Origin of the sequence: Aquimonas voraii, from assembly GCF_900101825.1 — a bacterium.
Lineage (GTDB): Bacteria > Pseudomonadota > Gammaproteobacteria > Xanthomonadales > Xanthomonadaceae > Aquimonas > Aquimonas voraii.
Genome location: NZ_FNAG01000002.1, coordinates 415,488 through 434,021, shown reverse-complemented (window position 1 = coordinate 434,021; position 18,534 = coordinate 415,488). Strand labels below are relative to the sequence as shown.

Sequence of the window (18,534 nt, the reverse complement as noted above, 5' to 3'; positions counted from 1 at the left end):
AGCCCACCGGACTTTGCACCACCCTACGCCGCCGCGCCCGCCGGCGGCCTCCTGCTTCCCGTGACCGACTCCCCCGACGATCGCCTCAACGACTTCCTGGCTCCCGGCTTCAGCGCCGACGAGTTGCCGGGGCTGGCCCTGTTGCTGCGCGGCCGCGAGCTGTTGCGCGCCTTTTCGGCACTGTTCCACGGCGGCGAGGGCGGTGTGTTGGCCCGGCTGCTGGTGCTGCGCACGCTCGGCGCGCGCATCGACCCGCCCGACATCAGCCCGGCCGAAGTGCGCGAACGGCTGTGCTACCTCGATCCGGTCAAGCTCGACACCATTCTTGGCAGACTCAAGGACCACGAGCTGGTGGTCTGGGAGGCCGAGATCCAGCGCTACCGGGTCAGCCCGCTCGGCCGCAAGACGCTGGCCGCGCTGTCGACCCTGCTGGAGTTCGAGGCCTTCGACCATGACGGCGTGGGCTACCTCACCGCGCAGATCGCCGCCAGCCAGGCGGTCGGCGTGGTGCCTTCGGACGAACTCTCGCATCTGCTCTCGCGCCTCACCGAGCTGCGCGACGACTTCGACCGCGCCGTACTCTCGGGCTCGGAGTACCGCATCCGCGCGGCTTCTGCCCGACTCGACCAGGTCTGGCAGTGGGTCGAGCGCGGCACGGACGTGGTGCGCAAGATCACCGCGGATCCCGACCTTGATCTCGACCCCAGCACCCATCGCCTGGCGCAAGCGGTGGGCCGCGCGCAGTCGGCCCTGCTGCGCCAGGCCAGCGTGTTCGCCCGGGCGCTGAACCAGATCGACCGCGACCGCATCCATCTGGGCCAGTCGGGCCTGTCCTCGTCCGACCTGGTGGGCTGGCTTCGCGAGCAGAGCGCCGAGCGTCTGGCCGAGTTCGCCGAAGAACTGTGGATCGCGCCACCGCGGCCGGCGTTCATCCAGGACCAGATCGCGCTGGACGTGGCCGAGTTCGAGCTGGTCGACCGCGAGCGCGCGGCACAGCAGGTTTCGGCCCTGCCCGATGGCGCCAAGGCGCCGCGCACGGATGCGCTGCCCATCGAAACCGAAGACACCAGCCGCCTGCAGCGCTGGCGCGATGAGCTCGGCGAAGTGCGGCGCGAGACCGCGCTGTCGAAGCTGGTGCCCAGCGAGGACTACGCCGCCAGCGCCTATCGCCTGTCCCTGCTCGGCCTGCTCGGCGATCCGGAGTCGGCCGCGCTCGACGGCCCGGCGGCGGACATCGCGCGGCTTTCGCTGCGCGTCACTTTCAGCAACGACAAGATCGACCTGCGCGGGCGCGGCGGCATCGCGCTGATGAGCGCGGGCGACGTGCGGCCGCTCGCGGCCCCCGCGGAGGAATGATGCAGGACCCTGTCGCCACCCTGATCGCGCGTCTGTTGGCCCAGCGCTGGCTGCCACGCGAAGACGAACTGGCGCGCCGCGCCCTCTTGGACGAGCCCTTCCGGGCCGATCTCGACAAGCGCCTCGAAGCCGCTGGCCTGGTGCTGCGCGAGCATCCCTATGCCGCCCACATCGGCGTGGCGCTGGCACGTGCGCAGGAGAAAGCGATCTTCGCCCAGGATCAGGGCTGGCTGTCCAACCAGCTGCAGCTGGATCGCAACGCGATGGCCCTGCTGGTGGTGCTGTGGGCGCTGATCATCCTGCCCAAGCGCCAACGTCAGGTGGAGCGGCAGGACGCGGACTCCGCCAGCGCCCAGCAGGCGCAGATGTTCGCCGAAGAAAAGCCCATCCCGGTGCACGCCGGCGTGTCGCCGACCTTGAGCGAACGCACCCTGATCGCCGACTTCGCCGACAAGCTGGGCGGCAAGATGGCGGTCAACGTCAACCTGGGCGTGCTGGCGCGCCACGGCTTCATCCAGCGCCGCGCCGGTGAGCTCAGCGAAGGCCCGCTGCTCGATCTGGCCTTCGACTACGAGCGCACCAGCCGGCGCATCCTCGATGGTGCACTGTCCGACATCCTGAGTCCGGCCGCGCGCGCCGAGCGCGCGATCCGCCTCGCGGAGGCGCCGCTGCCCTCCGCCGAAGAGGAGGACAGCACGCTGCCCGAGTCGGACACCGACGAGACCGCGTGGGACGCGCCGCTGGCGATGGACGCCGGCACCGACAGCAGCCCGCAGGGAGCCTGAGGCCATGTTCGAATTCCGCGAGCTCGAAGTCGTCCACTGGGACTACTGGGAGCGCTTCAGCCTGCCGATGGACGCCCACATCATCACCGTCGTCGGCCCCAACGGCTCGGGCAAGACCACCCTGCTCGATGCCCTGCGCACCCTGCTGACCATCGACTGCGCCGGCAACCGCGACTTCAAGAGCTATCTGCGCCACAACGGCAAGCCCTTCGCCTGGCTGCGCGCGGTGGTCGGCAACACGCCGGGGCCGACCGGCGCGCGGCCGTTCTTCCCGATCATGGACGGACAGGCCACCCTGTTCTGCCGCATACAGAAGAAGGGCGGCGAGTGGACCCGGCAGTTCGCCATCCTCGCGGGCTCGGCCAGCATCGAGGAGGCCGATCAGCGCGGCGAGTGGATCGGACTGCGCGACTACCGCATCCGCCTCGAAGCGGCCGGCCTCTCGGGCGCGATCCGCCGCGTGCTGACGCTGGAACAGGGCGCGACCGACAAGCTCTGCCAGCTCTCGCCGCGCGCCCTCCTCGATCTCGTGTTCGACGTGTTCGGCGACAAGGCCACGCTGGACGACTACCAGCGCGCCCGCAACGAGCAGGAAGAAGCCGAGCGCGAATTGGCCTCGCTCAATCACCAGCTCAACCTGCTCGGCGTCAGCCTGCAGGCGGCGGAGGGCCGCGCACGCGCCTACGGCGAGTGGCAGGCGCTGAAGCGCGAGCGCCAGGACCTGATGATCGACGTGCTGCCGCGGGTCGAGCTGGCCGAGCAGCTGGCGGCGATCCGCAACGCGCGGCCGCAACTGGCGGTGCAGCGTCGCAAGGCGCGCGAACTGCTGGCCGAGCGCAGCGAATTGGTGCACCTGATCGCCGAATGCGACGAGGGCGAGCTGCGCCTGCGCGCCGAACAGGGCGCGGCCGAGGAAGCCCGCCAGGCGGCGATGAAGGCGCTGGAGCGCGCGCGTGCCGCGCATACCGCCAACTCGGTGGTGCTGCAGCAGCGCGATCGCCTCAATGCGCAGCTGGAAACGCAGGACCAGGTCGATGTGCGCGCGCTCAGCGAAGAAGCGCAAAGCCTGCGCGCCAAGGCTGGAGCGCTGGGCAGCGAGGAGCAGTCGACCCATCGCGAACTCGAATCGCTGAAGAGCCGCCTGCAGGCCTGGCGCAGCGGCCGTCGCTACGTGCCGGAATTCGAGAGCCAGTTCCGCGCCGAACTCGATCGCGCCGGCATCGCCCACCGCATGCTCAGCGAGATCGTCGAGATCACGGATTCCACCTGGCAGGCCGCGGTCGAGGGCGTGCTGGCCGGCTATCGCCACGTGGTGCTGCTGGAAGACGCCAAGGACCGCGAAGCCGCCTGGGCCATCGGTGAGCGCCTGCGCTACAAGCATTTCGTGGTCGCCGACCGCGCGCCGGTCGGCAAGGCCTCGCCCGGCAGCCTGCTGGACGTGGTCGAGTTCACCGCCCCGCCCCCCGAATGGCTGCCGCGCCAGCTGGAGCGCATCCAGCGCGTGGATGAGGTCAAACACGGCGCGCATCTGCCGCGCGAGCAGGAGTGGATCACGCCGGCCGGCTACTACAAGGAACGCCGCGGCGGACGCCACCTCGGTGTCGACGACAGCTACTTCGGCACCGCCGCGCGCGAGCGCCAGCTGCGCGAGGGCGAATCGCGTCTGGCGGAACTCGAATCGCGCCTGCTGGCGCTGGTCGACGAGCGGCGCATGCTCAGCCAGCGCATCAACGAGATCGAAGCCCAGTTGAAAGGCAGCCAGGCGGGCGCCCAGCTTACCGCGCGCGCCGAAGAGTTCGCCGAGGCCGAAAGCCAGCGCGAGCTGCTGGAAGCCGCGGTGCTGCGCGCTGCGGAGACCTTCGCCGCCGCCGAATCGGCCTTCACCGAAGCGCAGCAGCGCCGCCAGCAGAACTCGCGCGAGCGCGACCGCCTCGATGGCGAGCTCAAGCAGGAAGAACGCCAGCGCAGCGAGGCCGAGCGCAGCCTGCTGGGCGCGCGTCAGGAGCAGCTGCAGCGGCTCTTGGCCTTCCGCAAGAAGCGCGCCGGCATTCCGTTCGAGAAGCGCACGGTCGCTGCACTCGCAGAGCTGCGCGAAGCCTACGAAACGCCGCAGGCGGTGCGCCGCGAGGTCGATCGCCTGGAGGCACGCCTGCGCGAGGGCCACTGGGAAACCGACGACAACGTGCTCGGCCTGCGCGACAAGCTGGCCGACGACCATCTGGCGCTGAAAACCGACCTCGAACGCCGCGGCGCGCACGCCGAGCGCGCACGCAAGAGCACCGAGGAAGCGCGCGGCGCGTACTTGAGCGTGCTGCGCGCGACCCTGCGCCAGTACGCCCGCAACCTGCGGCACCTGGCGGAGCTGGCGGGCATTGGCGTCGAAGTCGACCTGCCCGAGTTCGGCCGCGATGACCTCGCTCTGGCGCAGTCCGGCCTGATCGTGCGCTTCGAGTTCGACAAGAAGGGCTGGATCGGCATGGACGACGGCGAAGCCTCGGGCGGCCAGCAGGTCATGAAATCCCTGCTGCTGCTGGTGGCCCTGATGCGCGACGAGCACCGCCCCGGCGGCTTCGTCTTCATCGACGAGCCCTTCGCCCACCTCGACATCTTCAACATCGACAAGGTCAGCGCGTTCTTGAAGGCCACCCGCGCGCAGTACGTGCTGACCACGCCGGTGACTCACAACATCAACGTCTTCCAGCCTTCCGAGCTCACGCTCGTCACCAGCAAGCGCCGGCCCGGCAGCCCCTGGGCGCAGCCGGTGGCAGTGCTGCGGCGGGCTGACGACAGCGAGGCGGCGGCGTAGCATTCCAAGGCCGCATTTCGCGCGTCGGCCAGGAGAAGCCGGATGGCTCGCACTCGGGGAGAGATTGTTCGGAGCTTTTTGCGGGGCGGCGGCGCCACCGTGGCGGGAGTCATCGCCGCCGGCCTGATCATCGCCGGCGTCGAATGGGTGGGCCATCGACTGTACCCTCCGCCGGCGGGATTGAAGGCGGACGATCTGCAGGCGCTCGCGGCGCATGTGTCGTCGATGCCGGTCGGTGCGCTCCTGTTCGTCCTGTTGGCCTGGCTGCTGGGCGTCTTTGCGGGCGGTCTGCTCGCGGCAACCCTCGCCGGCCGCCGCCCGCGCCTCTACGCCGGCGTGATCGCGGCAGTCGTTCTGCTGGGTGCCATCGCCAACTTCGCGATGATTCCGCACCCCTCCTGGTTCATGGCGCTGACCGCGATCTGCCTCCCGCTGGCGGGCTTCGCGGCGGCGGAAGCCCGGCAGCGACTGGCAAAGGCATAAGTCGGCCCCTGGGACCGGTCTCGCGCTGCGAATGCGTGCGTCCGAACAGCCCGCCGCGCTCCGTAGCTTTTGCAGTTCCTCAACGCATCAAGGCCGCCATGTCGTCGACCGAGTCGATTCTGGATCCGCATCGCTACAGCGGCTTTCTGAAGGTCCTGGGCTTTGGCGCGGCGCTGCTGTTCGGCCTCGCCTTCCTCGTCTCGTGGCTGGCGCCGATCCAACTCGAATCCGCGCTCAGACAGGTTGTGGCCAGTGAACTGCGTGCGCGCGCAGATGCGGGCATCGAGCGGATGCGGGACACAGGCCTCGGCCGTGTGGCCGAACGCATGCTTGCGAGTCAGTCCGAACGCATCGCCCAACTGAAGGCCGATATCGCCTCGGGCCTGCCACAGCGCATCGATGCCGTCATCAACGACATGCTGCGGCCCGACTGCGATTGCCGCCAGAGACTGCGCATCAGCTCGACCCGAGGCGCACGACTGGAGATCGCCAACCTCGAGCACGCGAGTGAACGGCTGAAGGGCTTTCTGCAGTCGCAATACCGGGATCTCGCCGACACGCTGCATCGCGAGTTCCGCATCTTCACCGGCGCCAACGCGCTGGTGCTGCTTGCGGTAGGACTGACCGCCGCACTGCGCAGACGGGCCGGCCCACTCCTGTTGCCGAGCGCGCTGCTGATCCTGACCGCCACCGTGATCGTCGCCGGCTTCTATCTCTTCGGTCAGGACTGGCTGCGCACCATCCTGTTCAGTGACTACGTCGGCTTCGGCTATGTGGTCTGGATCGGCGTCGTGTCCGTGCCCCTGTTCGACGTGGCCTTCAACCGCGGGCGTTTCACGGTCGAGGTGTTCAACGCGATCCTGCGGTCAGTGGGCTCGACGCCTTCGATCTGCACCTGCTGAGGCGAACCCGGCCCCTGCCCGCACGCCCTGCTCTGTGGCAGATTGCGGGCGCCAGCCCGAACGAGAACCGCACGTGAGCCCGATCGAAGTCGCCCAGCACCAGCTCGATGCCTACAACGCCCACGACCTGCAGCGCTTTCTGGAGGTCTACGCCGAGGATGTCGAGGTTTGGCGCATGCCGGCCGCGGAGCCCAGCCTGCGTGGTCGGGCGGCGCTCGGTGAGTTCTACGCCAACGAGCGCTTCCACCTGCCGGCCCTGCACGCCGAGCTGGTCAACCGCATCGCCGTCGGCGACACCGTGGTCGACCATGAGCGCGTCAGCGGCCTGCGCGAGCAGCCCTTCGAGGTCGTTGCGGTGTATCGCATCAGCGGCGGCCTGATCCGCTGCGTGTGGTTCCACAGCTGAACCTGTGGACGGAGCTGCCGCGCGACGTCGGCCGCCTGCTGACGTTCCGGCGCATGGGCCCGGGCGTGCGCTCGCATGCCGGAGCCTATCTGGGCTTCGGGCTGGCCATGAGCTGGCTGGCCGGCATCGGCCGCTACAGGGACAACCCGCGCGCCGAGCTGTGGCAGCTCGCCGGGCTGGGCTCGGTGGCTTATGTGTTCTCGCTGGCCCTGCTGCTGTGGCTGCTGATCCTGCCGCTGCGCGCGCGGCGCTGGAGCTATCGCAACGTGCTGCTGTTCGTCTGCCTGACCTCGCCGCCCGCGCTGCTTTACGCGATTCCGGTCGAACGCTTCATGAGCGGCGAAGCCGCACTGGCCACCAATGCCTGGTTCCTCGGCATCGTCGCCAGCTGGCGGGTGGCCCTGCTGCTGGTGTTCCTGAAGCGCGATGCCGGGCTGCAGGCGTGGGAAGCGATCGTCGCCTGCCTGCTGCCGCTGGCCCTCATCGTCGTCTCACTCGCCCTGCTCAATCTCGAACACGTGGTGTTCAACCTGATGAGCGGCATCCGTGCGGAGGACCAGAGCGCCAATGACGCCGCGTATGGCGTGGTGGTCCTGCTCTCGCTCTTCTCCTTCGTGGCCTCGCCGCTTCTGGCCATCGCCTATCTATGGCTGGTGTTCCACCGGCGGCAGTTCGCGACGCGGCCCCGCTAGACCGTCGCGCACGCCGCACCAGGAAACTCGCCTAGGAAGTGCTTGACAGACCCAGGCGTCGCCGCTCCTCAAAGGGCCGCGGGCGATGGACCGGGCCGCAGGTTGTGCACAGCGCAAATCGCCGCTCTGTCAAGCGACAGTTTCCGGAATCGGGGATCTCAGCCGACTTCAAGATAACCACGTAAGCAATTGATTCAACTATCGAATCCCGCTTTGGTCAGATTTTCACCAGAGTCCAGCAAGCCCTTGATGCGCGGGGCTTTGCGCAGCCGCTCCCCAAACCCATGCACACACTTATCCACAGGCGGTGTGGATATCCGATCGCGGGTCTTGAGGGCCGCCGGCAGCCGCTGCATCACCGCCGTGAGAGTCATGGCTACCATGCGCGCCGCCTCGCCTCAGGCAGGAACGTCCATGGGGTGGGCCCTGGCCCACCGAACCCGACCACGAGCACCGGACTCGAGCCTCGCCGTGGGTGTTGATGTTCCGGTTGCGGTCGCCAGAGCCAGAAGAAGGAAGCTGTACCGCAGCGAGCGTCGAGGCCATGGTGGACCGGGGCCGACCCCTTGCGTCCGTGCGTGGCCCGACGCGAGGCGTCAGCTCAGATGCACGACGAATCGCCACGCCCTTGGCGTCACTTCCGTACCATGCAGGCCCCGCCATCGAGACCCTGCCGATGCATCCCACCGCGCTTGACCAGGTCGACCCGCTCTCCCGCTTCCGCGAGCGCTTCCACATCCCACGCCACGGCGAGGGCGAGCTGGCCTACTTCGTCGGCAATTCGCTGGGCCTGCAGTCGAAGGACGCCGAGCGAGCGGTGCTCGCCGAGCTCGCGGTCTGGCGCGAACTGGCGGTGGAAGGCCACTTCAAGGGCGAGCGCCCTTGGCTGCGCTACCTCGAATCGATGAACGCGCCGCTGGCTGAGCTGGTGGGCGCCCAGCCCATCGAGGTCGCGGCGATGAACACGCTGACCGTAAACCTGCATCTGCTGATGGTGAGCTTCTACCGGCCCACGCCGGAGCGGCCGGCGATCTTGATCGAGGCCGGGGCGTTTCCGTCCGACTGGCAGGCGGTGGAGTCGCAGATCCGCTTCCACGGCTTCGATCCGGCCGAGTGCCTGATCGAGGTTCAGCCGGATGAGCCGGGCGGGACGATTTCGATGGCGGCGATCGCGCGCGCCATCGAGCAGCACGGCCCGCGGCTCGCCTTGGTGTTGTGGCCGGGCATCCAGTACCGCACCGGCCAGGCCTTCGATCTCAAGGAGATCGCGCGGCTGGCCAAGGCGCAGGGCTCGACGGTGGGCTTCGACTGCGCGCACGCGGCCGGCAACCTGCCGCTGGCCCTGCACGACTCGGGCGCCGACTTCGCCACCTGGTGCCACTACAAGTACGTCAACGCAGGACCCGGCGCCGTCAGCGGCATCTTCGTGCACGAGCGACATGCGCACGACAGCACCCTGCCCCGCCTGACCGGCTGGTACGGGCACAAGCTGTCGACGCGCTTCCAGATGGCGTCGAGCTTTGACCCCACGCCCGGCGCCGAAGGTTGGGTGATGAGCAACCCGCCGATCCTCGCTCTTGCTCCGGTGCGCGCCTCGCTGGGGCTGTTCCGCGAGGCCGGCGGCATGGCCGCGTTGCGCGAACGTTCGCTGCGCCTGACCGGCTATCTCGAATCGCTGATCGAGCGCGAGCTGTCGAGCGTGCTCGAAGTGCTGACGCCGAAGCAGCCCGAACGCCGAGGGGCGCAACTCTCGCTGCGCGTGCGCGGTGGCCGCGCCCAGGGCCGCGCGCTATTCGAATACCTGGCGGCCCACGGCGTGCTCGGCGACTGGCGCGAGCCCGACGTCATCCGCATCAGCCCGGCGCCGCTGTACAACCGCTTCGCCGAGATCCGCCGCTTCGCCGATACGGTGCTGGCCTGGAGCAAGGCCCAGGCTTGAGCGCCGTCAGGGCGGCGGTGCTCGCTTCAGCCGGACGTCGCCGGCGGCCGGGTCAGCATCCGCCGCAGCAGCGCCGCCAGCGTGATCACCGCCAGGAAGGCGCCGTAGCCGACCACGGTGGCGAGGATCTGCGGCCACATGCTGCCGATGCTGTCGTCGGCATGGGCCAACGCCCAGGGCCCGGCCACGGCGGCCGCAGCGATCGAGACCGCGATCGCGACAAGATCGAACACGCGCCCCGTCCAGCGCGCGGGCTTGCGGCGCATGCGCCAGTACACGACCAGGATCACCAGGTACCAGGGCAGGAACAGGATCAGGGCCAGGTTTTCGGCAACGCTCGGGGCCATTCGGTGTGTTCTCTCAGTGCCGGACCATGCCGCCCAGCTCGCGCACCTCGTCCGGCGTGACCGGACGCGGACTTGAGCCCCAGCGCTCGCGCACATCGTTGATCAGGGCCGCGATCTCGCGCGCATTCAGGCGATGCGCCGACGGCGGCATGCTGTGCGGCCGCGGGTTGAGCGGCGTGCTCGGAGCGATGGCGCCGAGCGAAACCAGCTTGACCAGGTTGACCGGATCGCTGCCGATCACCGCGGCCGAATCCACCAGCGCCGGATAGCGACCGGGCTCGCCGCGGCCATCCTCGCCGTGGCAGTCGGCACAGTGCTGCGCGTACAGCGCGCGGCCTTCGCGCAGGTGTTCGCTGGTCGCGCGCAGCCGGTTGGCGGGCGCGTCGGCGACCGGCAGCGCCGGCAGGCTGCGCAGATAGGCCTCGATGCCCTGCGCGTCCTGCTCGCTCAGGTAGCGCGTGCTGGTGGCGATCACATCGGCCATCGCGCCATAGCCGCCACGATCATGCGCCAAGCCGCCGCGCAGGTAGGTGGCGAGGCTGCCGGGCTCGAAGCGCCCATTGAGCGAGCCCGCGTGCAGGGGTGGCGCATACCAGCCCGAGATGCGGCTGCCCCCGAGTTCGGCATCGGCCGCCAGCGAGGCGAAGCGCCCGCGTTTGCCGTGGCACATCGCGCAGTGGCCGATGCCGTTCACCAGCGCGCGGCCGCGCTGCCAGTCTTCGCCCATGCCGTCCACGGGTTTCAGCTCGACGGGTCGGTGGTAAAGCAGCCGCCAGGTCAGCAGCGCCCCGGGCAGATTGGCGGGGAAGCTCATCACGGCCTCGGGCTGGGCACGCGCCACCGGGGCAAGCTGGCCGAGGTAGGCGAACAGGGCCTCGATGTCCTGCTGGGGCAGCTGGGCGAAGTTGGCATACGGAAACACCGGCGACGCGATGCCGTTGCGGCTGACCCCGTGGCGCATCGCATGCGCGAACTCGGCCAGCGACCAGTCGCCAATGCCGAACTCGGGATCCGGCGTGAGGTTGCTCGAATAGACCGTGCCGTAGTCGCTGCTGAAGGCGCGCCCGCCGGCGTAGGCCTCACCGCCCGAAGCGGTATGGCAGCCCGCGCAGTTGCCGATGCGCGCGAGATAGGCACCGCGCTCGACCAGGGCGGGGTCGGTCGGCACGACGCGCGCCTCTCCGGTCGGCACGCGGAAGGGGGCCAGCCCGCCCTGCTGCACGAGGCCGTAGAGCGCGAGGCTCAACAGCAGCATCAGCAGCGGTGCGAGCACGGCGGCGGCCGGCAGCCAGCGCGGAATGCGGCGGCTCATGGCGACACCTCCGAAGACGCCGACGCCTCCGCGGGCGCGAGCGGGGAATTGGCGCCGCAGGCCTTGGGCAGCGCCAGGCTGCCAGCCTGCGCCGGCCGTCGCGGCTCGCTATGGCCTTGCACGGCCAGCCACTCGGCAACCGCGCGGATCTCGGCCGGCGTCAACGCATGCGCGATATCGGCCATGCAGTCGGGCGCGACCGCGGTGCGCACGCCGGTACGCCAGGCGCCGAACTGGGCCACCACATACTCCGCCGGCAGACCGACCAGGGCCGGCACGCCGGGCTCCACGCCCACGAGGTCGGCGCCGTGGCAGGCGCTGCAGGCCGGCAGGCCGCGGTCGGCATCGCCTTGCTCCACCAGTCGCCTGGCGATCGCATCGCCTGGCCGCTCGACGCGTGCAGCGAGCACCTCAGCGGGCGCGGTCTTGGGCGGCAGCGCCGCATAGAACGCGCCGATCTCGCGCAGGTAGGCATCGTCGAGATGGCGCACCAGCCAGCCCATCTGCAGGTGCTGGCGGCCGCCGTCGCGGAAGCCGCGGAGCTGTTCGTAGAGGTACTGCGCCGGCTTGCCGGCGAGGTGCGGGGCGTACTCGCTGGCGCTCGCGCCTTCGCCCTGCGCGCCGTGGCAGCTGGCGCAGGCGGCGAGGCGCGGCGCAAGCTCGGCGCTCTCGGCAGCGACGGCGAACGGCGCGAACGACATGCCGCTGGCCAGCCACCACAGCAGCGCAAAACCTCGGGCAGGCAGGGCGCGAAGACGGGATTCGGGCAGCCGTGCGCGAAGCGAAGAACGATGCTCTTCAGGCAATGGGTTCATCCGCGAATTCTGCCGCGCAGGCCGTCGGGCGGCCAGCGCCGAAGGTCCCGGAAGAAGGCCTCGATGCCTCCACGTGACCCTCACCAGCAGCCGCGGCCATCGCGCCGCTGCTCGGCGATGTCCCAGGAAAGCCGATCCAGGTCGCGATGCAGGCGCACGCGCTCCGCGGGCTGCAGCCCACCGCTGGCGCGGAAGCGCTGCTCGCGATGTTCGATGCGATCGCCGCGCGCGTCGAGGCGGCGCGCCTCGCAGTGGGTGAGATCGCCGCGCACCGCGCCGCGTTCGATGCGCTGCTGCTGAAGGTCCTGCCGCGCTTCGATGCCGCGCGCGTGAGCGAGATCGGGCGCAGTGAGACTCAGTAGAGCCATGAGGCCAAGACCGCGCGCGCTGATCGTCGAAACTTTTGAAACGTGCATGGTGAGCTCCGAGGGACAGGTGGGGTGTCGCTTGCGGCGACACTCCCCACAACGCCTCGGCAGCTCGCGCGTGGACGTGCTCAAGGCCTCCCGTTGCTGCGCGTTCAGCCGAGCCGACGCTGCGGAGCACGCGGCTCGCGCTCTTGACGGCCTGATTCGCCAACGCGCCGCGCACGGCTCGCGACGAGGCTGAATCCCTCGACCCTGCGCTACTCAGCCTCCGGCCGCATGTAGGGGAACAGCAGCACATCGCGGATCGAGGCGCAGTTGGTCAGCAGCATCACCAGGCGATCGATGCCGATGCCCAAGCCACCCGTAGGCGCCATGCCGTACTCCAGCGCGCGGATGTAGTCGGCGTCGAAGTGCATGGCCTCGTCATCGCCGCCCTCCTTCTGCTCGACCTGGGCGCGGAAACGCGCGGCCTGGTCCTCGGCGTCGTTGAGCTCGCTGAAACCGTTGGCGATCTCGCGACCGTTGATGAACAGCTCGAAGCGCTCGGTGATGCCGGGCTCGCTGTCGCTTTCGCGCGCCAGCGGGCTGACCTCGACCGGATGGTGGGTGATGAAGGTCGGCTGGATCAGCTGGCCTTCGACGGTCTTCTCAAAGATCTCCAGCAGCAGCTTGCCCCAGCCATAGCCCTTCTTGACCGGGATCTTGAGGCGCGCGCAGTGCGCGGCCAGCGCCTCGCGGTCGCGGCAGTCCGCCTCGCTGATCTCGGGATTGAAGTGACGCACCGCTTCGTCCATGCGCCAGCGGCGGAAGTCCGGGCCCAGATCGATGGTGGCGCCTTCCCATTCGCGCACCGGCGTGCCGAACACCTCGACCGCGCAGTGGCGGATCACCTGCTCGGTCAGGTCCATGATCTCGTGGTACGTGGCGTAGGCCTCGTACAGCTCGAGCATCGTGAACTCGGGGTTGTGGCGAGTGCTGACACCTTCGTTGCGGAAGTTGCGGTTGATCTCGTAGACCCGCTCCAGCCCGCCGACCACGAGGCGCTTCAGGTACAGCTCGGGCGCGACGCGCAGGTAGAGCTGCAGGTCGAGCGCGTTGTGGTGGGTGGTGAAAGGCTTGGCCGTGGCGCCGCCGGGGATGTAATGCATCATCGGCGTCTCCACTTCCAGAAAGCGCCGCGCGTCCAGCCAGCTGCGCATGGCGCGGATGATCTTCGAGCGCTGCACGAAGACCTCGCGCGCCTCCGGGTTCACGATCAGATCGACATAGCGCTGACGGTAGCGCTGTTCGACATCGGTCATGCCGTGGAACTTGTCGGGCAGCGGGCGCAGCGCCTTGGTCAGCAGACGCAGCGACTTCACCTCGACCGAGAGCTCGCCGGTGCGGGTGCGGGTCAAGCCGCCGCTGACGCCGACGATGTCGCCGATGTCCATGCCCTTGAAGGCGGCATAGCTCTCTTCGCCGATGCCGTCGCGGGTCAGGTAAAGCTGGATGCGGCCGGACTCGTCCTGGATCTGCGCGAAGCTGGCCTTGCCCATCACCCGCTTGGCCAGCAGACGACCGCCCAGCTGCACCGTGCGGCCAGTCGCGGCCAGAGCGTCCGCGCTGAAGCGCTCAGCGTCGGCGTACTCGGCCTGCAGGTCGCCCGCGAAATGCTCGCGGCGGAAGTCGTTCGGAAACGCCGGCCCCGCCTCACGCAGCGATTTCAGTTTGCTGCGGCGCTCGGCGATCAGGAAGTTCTCGTCGGTGGCGGGCGCGGCGGGCTGGGCGTTGTCGTTCATTGATTGGAACCGGCAGTCGGGATTCTGGATCGGGGATTCGTAGAACATCCCCGGCGGTGTGCAGGTGGTCGGAGTGGCCTCGCGCGTTCAGCGGAGCAGCAGGTCATTGGAGTGAGGCGGGACCCGCGAGCTTCGCTGCGAATCCCAAATCCCAAATCCCCAATCCCAGCTCTCAAACCGCATCCAAACGCTTCGACCCTGCTTCAAGGCCCGACTTCAGGCTGGCCTCGACGAACTCGTCGAGGTCGCCGTCGAGCACCTTCTGCGTGTCGCTGCGTTCGATGCCGGTGCGCAGGTCCTTGATGCGGCTCTGGTCAAGCACGTAGTTGCGGATCTGGCTGCCCCAGCCGATGTCGGACTTGGAGGCCTCAACGGCATCCTTTTCCGCGTTGCGCTTCTGGATTTCAAGTTCGTAGAGCTTGGCCGCCAGCATTTTCATGGCGCGGTCGCGGTTGGCGTGCTGGCTGCGCTCGGTCTGGCAGGCCACCACGATGCCGCTGGGCACGTGGGTGATGCGCACGGCCGATTCAGTCTTGTTGACGTGCTGGCCGCCGGCGCCGGACGAACGGTACACGTCGGTTTTGAGGTCGGCCGGATTGATCTCGATGTCGATGTTGTCGTCGACCTCGGGGCTGACGAAGACCGACGTGAAGCTCGTATGGCGACGGTTGTCGGAGTCGAAGGGCGACTTGCGCACCAGGCGGTGCACGCCGGTCTCGGTCTTCAGCCAGCCGTAGGCAAAATCGCCCTCGACGCGGAAGGTGGCCGACTTGATGCCGGCGACTTCGCCGCCGCTCACTTCCAGCAGCTCGGTCTTCCAGCCGCGCGACTCGGCCCAGCGCAGGTACATGCGCAGCAGCATCTCGGCCCAGTCCTGGGCCTCGGTGCCGCCGGCGCCGGCCTGGATGTCGACGAAGGCGTTGGCCGAATCCATCTTGCCGGAGAACATGCGCTGGAACTCCAGCTTCTCGACGGCGGCGGTGTGCTTCTCGACGTCGGCCACCACCGAGTTGAAGGTGTCCTCGTCGCTTTCCATCTCGGCGAGATCCAGGAACTCGCCGGCGTCTTTCAGCGCGTTCTGCAGGTCGCGGATGCCGACCACGACCTTTTCCAGCTGGGCGCGCTCGCGGCCCAGCTGCTGCGCGTTCTCGGGCTTGTTCCAGACGTCCGGGCTTTCCAGCTCGCGGGTCACTTCCTCAAGACGTTCGACCTTGCGGTCGTAGTCAAAGAAACCCCCGGAGCAGGGACAGCCGCTGCGAAAGGTCGGCGATCTGGTTGCGGACGGGATTGACTTCGAACATGCGGGCACCTGCGGCGGCAGCGCGGAAAAAGACCGCGAAGTGTAGCAGAGCTCCTCGTTGCCTCCGAAGCCGCGCCGAAGCCAGATCCCGGGAGTCACTGCCGTCGCGTGGCCGCGGCCCTGACGCCCTCGCAGGCCTCAGGGCGCGGTCAACGCTGGCGCGGAGGACTCAGAGCGTGTGAAAGAAACCAGACGCCGTTGCGAGGGCGCCTCTGGGTGTTCGTGGCAAAGCGCGGTGCGTGAATTCAAGGGAATTTGGCGAGCCAGTGACCGCGGAATTCGCGTAGCGCGCTGCCGCCACGGGCGGCCAGAGGCGGCCGCAGTAGGCGGAGGGTTCTCACATGCTCTCAGGGCTCAAAGCCGGAGCGGAACAGCACGCCGCCCGGCATCGGCTGGATGCTGACGCCCATGCCGTTGTTCTGCGGGTTCGGGTCGGGTGTCGCGGAACTCGCCGTCACTTCCACGGTGTCGCCATTGACGGTGCCGGGGAATTCGGTCCAGCAGTCGATGAAGGCGCCCACGCCCAGGCTGGCCTGTACGCCGGCAGGCGTGCAGCCCTGGCTGGCGCCGGCCGGCAGACGGGTGAAGCTGCAGCTGGCGTTCTGCGCCGGGTTCGGGCCGTCGTTCTGGCAGCGCGCCAGCACCCGCCGGTTGAGCGGGCTGGTCGGCGTGGTGGTGTTGATCGAGGCGATGCGCATGTCGGCCGAGCCACTGCCGCCGGCGGCGGGATGCACTTCGAGGTTGAGCTGCGGATACGCCCAGCTGCTCAGGCCATCGCCCTGCATCGAGTAGGTCGGCGCGCGGAACAGGCTGGCCGAGCTGAAGCGGTCCAGGGTCACCGAACTCACCACCGGCACCAGGAACTCGTAGGCGGCATAGCTGCCCATCGGCCAGGCCTCGCCGCTGCTCTGCGGATCGCGACGCGGGATCAGCAGCCCGGAACCCGTCGCACCGTTGGTCAGGCTGCGCAAAGGAAGCGCGGCGCTGGACGGCTGCGGGCAACCGGCGATGCGCAGGTTGGCGCCGAAGCTGGTGTCGTTGAGCACCTGATTGGTGAACTCGATGGCGTTGCCGATCCCGCTCATCGGACGGTAGAAGCAGCGCAGCGGCACCGCCGGATCGGCCACCACGCTGACGCCCGCGGGCAGCTGCAGATGCGGGAACATCAGGCGTCCCACCGGCGGCGAAGCGATCGCCGAGAGGTAGACGCTCAGGTAGAAGCGCTGGCCCACGGTCGGCTGCGGCGGGTTGCTGATGTAGGCCTGCGAGACGAAGTAGCCGGTGCCGTTGGACTGGAAGTTGCCCAGCTGGTCGATCAGCGGCGTGTAGACGGTTGCGCCAGAGCGCCACAGGCTGCTCTGTGCGGCGGCCGGCTGAGCCAGCCCCGCGAGGACGAGCGCGGCGGCGAACGCAATGCGGAACCCCTGAACCTGCGTAGTCATGCGATGTCATCCTGGCCGGCGCTTCCGGCCTTGCAGCGGATGACGTGATTCCGCGCGCGGACGTATCACGCGCGACCGCGGCAATGCTCAGGCCGGCAGCAGGTGGCGCACGTACAGGCGCAGCTCCGGCGCACCGCGGTAGTCGTCGCTGCCGAGCTGGTAGGCCAGATGCACCTGGCGCGGCGGCGGGCTGCCCGTCCAGCCGCCGAAATAGACGGCCGAGAGCGGCACGCGGCTGTCGGGATGACGCAGAGAGAAGCGCAGGTGGCGCTCACCCATCAGGCGCCAGTCCAGCACCTCGAAGACCCCGTCGAAGACCGGCTCGGGAAAAGCCTGGCCGAAGGGGCCGGCCTCGCGCAGGGTCTCGGCGAGGCCCAGCTCGAAGTCGCCGGCCGCGAGTTCGCCATCGGTCAGCAGCACCGGCGCCAACAGCGCGGGGTCGATGCGGCGCTCGACCGTGGCGGCAAAGACGCGGCAGAAACGCTCGACCTCGGTGTCCGCGAGCGAGAGCCCGGCGGCCATGGCGTGCCCGCCAAAACGCAGCATCAGGCCCGGATGCTGGGCGTCGATCTCGGCGAGGCAGTCGCGCAGATGGAAGCCGGGAATCGAGCGCCCGGAGCCCTTCCACTCGCGGCCGTCCTCATCGCCCGGCGCCAGCGCGAACACGGGGCGATGCAGGCGCTCCTTGAGCTTCGAGGCGACGAGACCGACCACGCCGGCATGCCAACCCGCATCGGCGAGCGCCAGGCCGGCGCTGACGTGTGCCTGCGCGCTGAAATCCGCGCGCAGCACGGCGGCTTCGGCCTGTTCGACCATCTGCTGCTGCAGTTCGCGGCGCTCGGCGTTGAGCGCGTGCAGGCGCTGCGCCAGGGCGAAGGCGCTCGCCTCGTCGTCGCTGAGCAGGCATTCGATGCCCACCGCCATGTCCTCGAGGCGGCCGGCGGCATTGATGCGCGGCCCCAGCACGAAGCCGAAGTCGGTGGCCGAGGCGCGGCTGGGATCGCGGCCCGCCACGCGGTAGAGCGCGCGCACGCCGGCGCAGGCCCGGCCCGCGCGGATGCGCTTCAGCCCGGCCTGCACCAGCAGCCGGTTGTTGCGGTCCAGCGGCACCAGATCAGCCACCGTACCCAGCGCCACGAGATCGAGCAGTTGACCGAGGTCCGGCTCCGCACCGGCGAAGGCGGCGCGCTCGCGCAGCCGCGCGCGGAGCGCGAGCAGGAGATAGAACACCACACCGACGCCGGCCAACGCTTTGCTGGGAAACTCGCAGCCGGGGACGTTCGGGTTCACCAGCGCATCCGCAGGCGGCAGGCTGTCGCCGGGCAGGTGGTGGTCGGTGACGATGACCCGCACGCCACAGGCCTGCGCCGCTGCGATGCCCGCATGCGCGGCCACGCCGTTGTCGACGGTCAGGATGAGATCCGGCGCCGGTTCGAGCTCGGCCACCAGCGCGGGCGACAGCCCGTAACCATGGAGGAAGCGATTGGGAACGCGGTAGCCAACGCGGCGGAAGCCCAAGAGGCGCAGGCCGCGCACCGCGACCGCGCTGCCGGTGGCGCCATCGGCGTCGAAGTCGCCGACCACCAGCACCGACTGGTCGGCCTCGCGTGCTGACACCAGCAGGTCGACCGCGGCCTCGAGGCCGGCCAGCCGCGGTGCCAGCAGCCCGGAAAGGCGCAGGTCGAGTTCATCGGCGGACTGCACCCCGCGGGCGGCATAGACGCGACGCAGTACGGGGTGCAGGCCAGGTGCCTCCAGCAGCGGCACCGGCGGCACGCTGCGACGTTCGATGCGCATGCG

General features: G+C 69.3%; 17 protein-coding genes. 8 read left to right on the top strand and 9 right to left on the bottom strand.

All coding sequences use genetic code 11. The features are described 5' to 3' along the window. Positions 1-60: 60 nt before the first annotated feature. The 7 genes from BLP83_RS06480 to BLP83_RS06455 all read left to right on the top strand — a co-directional run bounded on the left by BLP83_RS06480 (position 61) and on the right by BLP83_RS06455 (position 7,430). Positions 61-1,356 carry a hypothetical protein gene (locus tag BLP83_RS06480; protein ID WP_091240330.1) on the top strand — a complete coding sequence of 432 codons (1,296 nt, stop codon included), beginning with the start codon at positions 61-63 and terminating at the stop codon, positions 1,354-1,356. Further along, positions 1,356-2,141, top strand: coding sequence for a hypothetical protein (locus tag BLP83_RS06475; protein WP_176764036.1), 786 nt, complete (start codon positions 1,356-1,358; stop codon positions 2,139-2,141). Before BLP83_RS06480 ends, BLP83_RS06475 begins: the two co-directional genes overlap by 1 nt. Before the next feature lie 4 nt (positions 2,142-2,145). Then, positions 2,146-4,947: an AAA family ATPase gene (locus BLP83_RS06470; RefSeq protein ID WP_091240328.1), complete on the top strand. Its 2,802-nt coding sequence runs from the start codon at positions 2,146-2,148 to the stop codon at positions 4,945-4,947. Positions 4,948-5,025: 78 nt separating this feature from the next. Next, entirely contained in the window at positions 5,026-5,430 is a 405-nt protein-coding gene (locus BLP83_RS06465) for a hypothetical protein (RefSeq protein WP_091240325.1), read from the top strand. Positions 5,431-5,528: 98 nt separating this feature from the next. Then, positions 5,529-6,332 carry a hypothetical protein gene (locus BLP83_RS18860; RefSeq protein WP_218121208.1) on the top strand — a complete coding sequence of 268 codons (804 nt, stop codon included), beginning with the start codon at positions 5,529-5,531 and terminating at the stop codon, positions 6,330-6,332. A gap of 73 nt (positions 6,333-6,405) precedes the next feature. Beyond that, complete coding sequence (locus tag BLP83_RS18855; protein ID WP_218121207.1) at positions 6,406-6,738, top strand: nuclear transport factor 2 family protein; 333 nt, start codon at positions 6,406-6,408, stop codon at positions 6,736-6,738. Beyond that, positions 6,723-7,430 carry a hypothetical protein gene (locus BLP83_RS06455; protein ID WP_091240319.1) on the top strand — a complete coding sequence of 236 codons (708 nt, stop codon included), beginning with the start codon at positions 6,723-6,725 and terminating at the stop codon, positions 7,428-7,430. The genes BLP83_RS18855 and BLP83_RS06455 overlap by 16 nt, the downstream gene beginning before the upstream one ends. A 194-nt stretch (positions 7,431-7,624) precedes the next feature. Here the strand turns inward: BLP83_RS06455 and BLP83_RS18175 are convergent, their stop codons facing one another. Further along, positions 7,625-7,813, bottom strand: coding sequence for a hypothetical protein (locus BLP83_RS18175; RefSeq protein WP_143006566.1), 189 nt, complete (start codon positions 7,811-7,813; stop codon positions 7,625-7,627). Positions 7,814-8,106: 293 nt separating this feature from the next. Between BLP83_RS18175 and kynU the strand changes: the two genes are divergently transcribed. Beyond that, positions 8,107-9,369 carry a kynureninase gene (gene kynU / locus BLP83_RS06450; RefSeq protein WP_091240317.1) on the top strand — a complete coding sequence of 421 codons (1,263 nt, stop codon included), beginning with the start codon at positions 8,107-8,109 and terminating at the stop codon, positions 9,367-9,369. A gap of 26 nt (positions 9,370-9,395) precedes the next feature. On the opposite strand, the gene BLP83_RS06445 is transcribed toward kynU, so the two are convergent. The 8 genes from BLP83_RS06445 to recJ form a co-directional block, all read right to left on the bottom strand. After that, positions 9,396-9,716 (bottom strand): hypothetical protein, encoded by a 321-nt coding sequence (locus BLP83_RS06445; protein WP_091240315.1) that lies wholly within the window; start codon positions 9,714-9,716, stop codon positions 9,396-9,398. Positions 9,717-9,729: 13 nt separating this feature from the next. After that, positions 9,730-11,028, bottom strand: a complete 1,299-nt coding sequence (locus BLP83_RS06440; protein WP_091240313.1) for a c-type cytochrome — start codon at positions 11,026-11,028, stop codon at positions 9,730-9,732. Beyond that, entirely contained in the window at positions 11,025-11,729 is a 705-nt protein-coding gene (locus tag BLP83_RS06435; RefSeq protein ID WP_091240898.1) for a c-type cytochrome, read from the bottom strand. Before BLP83_RS06435 ends, BLP83_RS06440 begins: the two co-directional genes overlap by 4 nt. Positions 11,730-11,923: 194 nt before the next feature. Next, positions 11,924-12,259 (bottom strand): hypothetical protein, encoded by a 336-nt coding sequence (locus BLP83_RS18170; RefSeq protein WP_143006565.1) that lies wholly within the window; start codon positions 12,257-12,259, stop codon positions 11,924-11,926. Positions 12,260-12,468: 209 nt separating this feature from the next. Further along, positions 12,469-13,992 (bottom strand): lysine--tRNA ligase, encoded by a 1,524-nt coding sequence (lysS, locus tag BLP83_RS06425; protein WP_091240309.1) that lies wholly within the window; start codon positions 13,990-13,992, stop codon positions 12,469-12,471. 172 nt (positions 13,993-14,164) lie between these two features. Then, positions 14,165-15,293, bottom strand: a protein-coding gene (prfB, locus tag BLP83_RS06420; RefSeq protein WP_143006564.1) for a peptide chain release factor 2 whose coding sequence is annotated in 2 segments (ribosomal slippage) — positions 14,165-15,217 and positions 15,219-15,293 — 1,128 coding nt in all. Because the reading frame shifts where the segments join, the coding sequence is not laid out codon by codon here. Positions 15,294-15,639: 346 nt separating this feature from the next. Beyond that, a complete protein-coding gene (locus tag BLP83_RS06415) occupies positions 15,640-16,734 on the bottom strand; it encodes a hypothetical protein (protein ID WP_091240303.1) in 1,095 nt (364 codons plus the stop codon). 87 nt (positions 16,735-16,821) lie between these two features. Continuing rightward, positions 16,822-18,531: a single-stranded-DNA-specific exonuclease RecJ gene (gene recJ / locus BLP83_RS06410; protein WP_091240301.1), complete on the bottom strand. Its 1,710-nt coding sequence runs from the start codon at positions 18,529-18,531 to the stop codon at positions 16,822-16,824. Positions 18,532-18,534: the final 3 nt, after the last annotated feature.

Excerpts from the sequence above, each read along its gene's own strand:
- BLP83_RS06470 (WP_091240328.1), top strand. The coding sequence starts at position 2,146 with ATGTTCGAATTCCGCGAGCTCGAAGTCGTCCACTGGGACTACTGGGAG.
- BLP83_RS06475 (WP_176764036.1), top strand. The coding sequence starts at position 1,356 with ATGCAGGACCCTGTCGCCACCCTGATCGCGCGTCTGTTGGCCCAGCGC.
- BLP83_RS18860 (WP_218121208.1), top strand. The coding sequence starts at position 5,529 with ATGTCGTCGACCGAGTCGATTCTGGATCCGCATCGCTACAGCGGCTTT.
- lysS (WP_091240309.1), bottom strand. The coding sequence starts at position 13,992 with ATGAACGACAACGCCCAGCCCGCCGCGCCCGCCACCGACGAGAACTTC.
- BLP83_RS18175 (WP_143006566.1), bottom strand. The coding sequence starts at position 7,813 with ATGGTAGCCATGACTCTCACGGCGGTGATGCAGCGGCTGCCGGCGGCC.
- recJ (WP_091240301.1), bottom strand. The coding sequence starts at position 18,531 with ATGCGCATCGAACGTCGCAGCGTGCCGCCGGTGCCGCTGCTGGAGGCA.
- BLP83_RS06415 (WP_091240303.1), bottom strand. The coding sequence starts at position 16,734 with ATGACTACGCAGGTTCAGGGGTTCCGCATTGCGTTCGCCGCCGCGCTC.
- kynU (WP_091240317.1), top strand. The coding sequence starts at position 8,107 with ATGCATCCCACCGCGCTTGACCAGGTCGACCCGCTCTCCCGCTTCCGC.
- BLP83_RS06435 (WP_091240898.1), bottom strand. The coding sequence starts at position 11,729 with ATGTCGTTCGCGCCGTTCGCCGTCGCTGCCGAGAGCGCCGAGCTTGCG.
- BLP83_RS06445 (WP_091240315.1), bottom strand. The coding sequence starts at position 9,716 with ATGGCCCCGAGCGTTGCCGAAAACCTGGCCCTGATCCTGTTCCTGCCC.
- BLP83_RS06440 (WP_091240313.1), bottom strand. The coding sequence starts at position 11,028 with ATGAGCCGCCGCATTCCGCGCTGGCTGCCGGCCGCCGCCGTGCTCGCA.
- BLP83_RS18170 (WP_143006565.1), bottom strand. The coding sequence starts at position 12,259 with ATGCACGTTTCAAAAGTTTCGACGATCAGCGCGCGCGGTCTTGGCCTC.